The 1,035-nt window shown below is 67.4% G+C and carries 2 pseudogenes; both read left to right on the forward strand.

Annotated features, from left to right (window positions below):
• Window positions 1-174 precede the first annotated feature (174 nt).
• A pseudogene (locus ABZV34_RS39940) lies at window positions 175-856 on the forward strand (FAD-dependent oxidoreductase); the annotation flags it as partial.
• 27 nt (window positions 857-883) lie between these two features.
• Window positions 884-1,035, forward strand: a pseudogene (locus tag ABZV34_RS39945) (DUF6009 family protein); the annotation flags it as partial.

Below are 1,035 nucleotides of genomic sequence, written 5' to 3' on the forward strand. Positions count from 1 at the left end.
GCCGGCGCCCTGCGCCGGCGGCGCGACGCGGATACGCCGGAACTGGACGAGGACGAAGCCACTCAATCTCAGTCCGTCACGAAAGCGAGGTCTGCGATGGTCGACGCTGGTTTCGAACGGAAGATCGTCAAGTACTAGGCTGACTCCGCAACGCGACGCGAAAAGGGGAGATCAGTGGCGCGGGTTGCAGTGGTCGGCGGGGGTATTGGCGGTCTGGGACTGCCGCTCATGCTTGGCCGGCGGGGCCACACGGTCACGTTGTTCGAGCAGGACGGTCGGCAGGCCGGAGAGGACCTGAACCGGGACTTTTTCGAATGGAAAAGGCCCCGAGTGCCGCAGGCAAACCAGCCCCACTCATTCCTTGCGCCCGTCCGCACCGTGTTGCGTACCGAGACCCCCGATGTTTACACGGATTTGCTGGCACGAGGAGCCCGGGAGTACCACGACTTCGACTGGTTCGGTGAGCATCCGCCGCATCGTGCTGGCGATGAGGAGTTGGTGACCCTGCGCACCCGCCGCATCGTGCTGGAGGCCGCTCTGACCACTGCCGTGGGGCGGGAACCCACCGTCGAGGTGAAGCGAGGCTGCCGGGTACAAGCGCTCACGTTCGGGGAGGGCCGCCCTGCCCGGGTCACCGGCGTGCGGGCAGGCACGGCAATACACCAGGCGGACCTTGTCGTCGACGCGTCCGGTCCCCGCCTGGTTGACCGAGGCCGGCTGCCGCCCGCCCGTGGTCGACAGCCACCGTGCTGGGATTGCCTACCTGTGCCGCTGGTATCGCCTGCGTGCCAACGGCCCGCGTGACCCCGGGCGAGTGAAGACCGGCTCAGCCGCGCCGTTCGCGCTCGCAGGCGTTCGAGAAGGTCACAGCGTTGACAGAGCCGCTAAACCCTCCCGCGCCTCCGATACCTTCCGCCGCCGCGTCTTCTGGCTCCTGCCCCACGACCGCGACACCGAGCCCGACGGGCTCTACGCGAAAAGCGCACCCGCAGAAGCGGGCGTAGCGGATATCGATGCAGTTGGGGTACATGAGGA

The sequence above is a fragment of the Streptomyces sp. NPDC005195 genome (assembly GCF_040608315.1).
GTDB classification, from domain to species: Bacteria; Actinomycetota; Actinomycetes; order Streptomycetales; family Streptomycetaceae; genus Streptomyces; species Streptomyces kaempferi.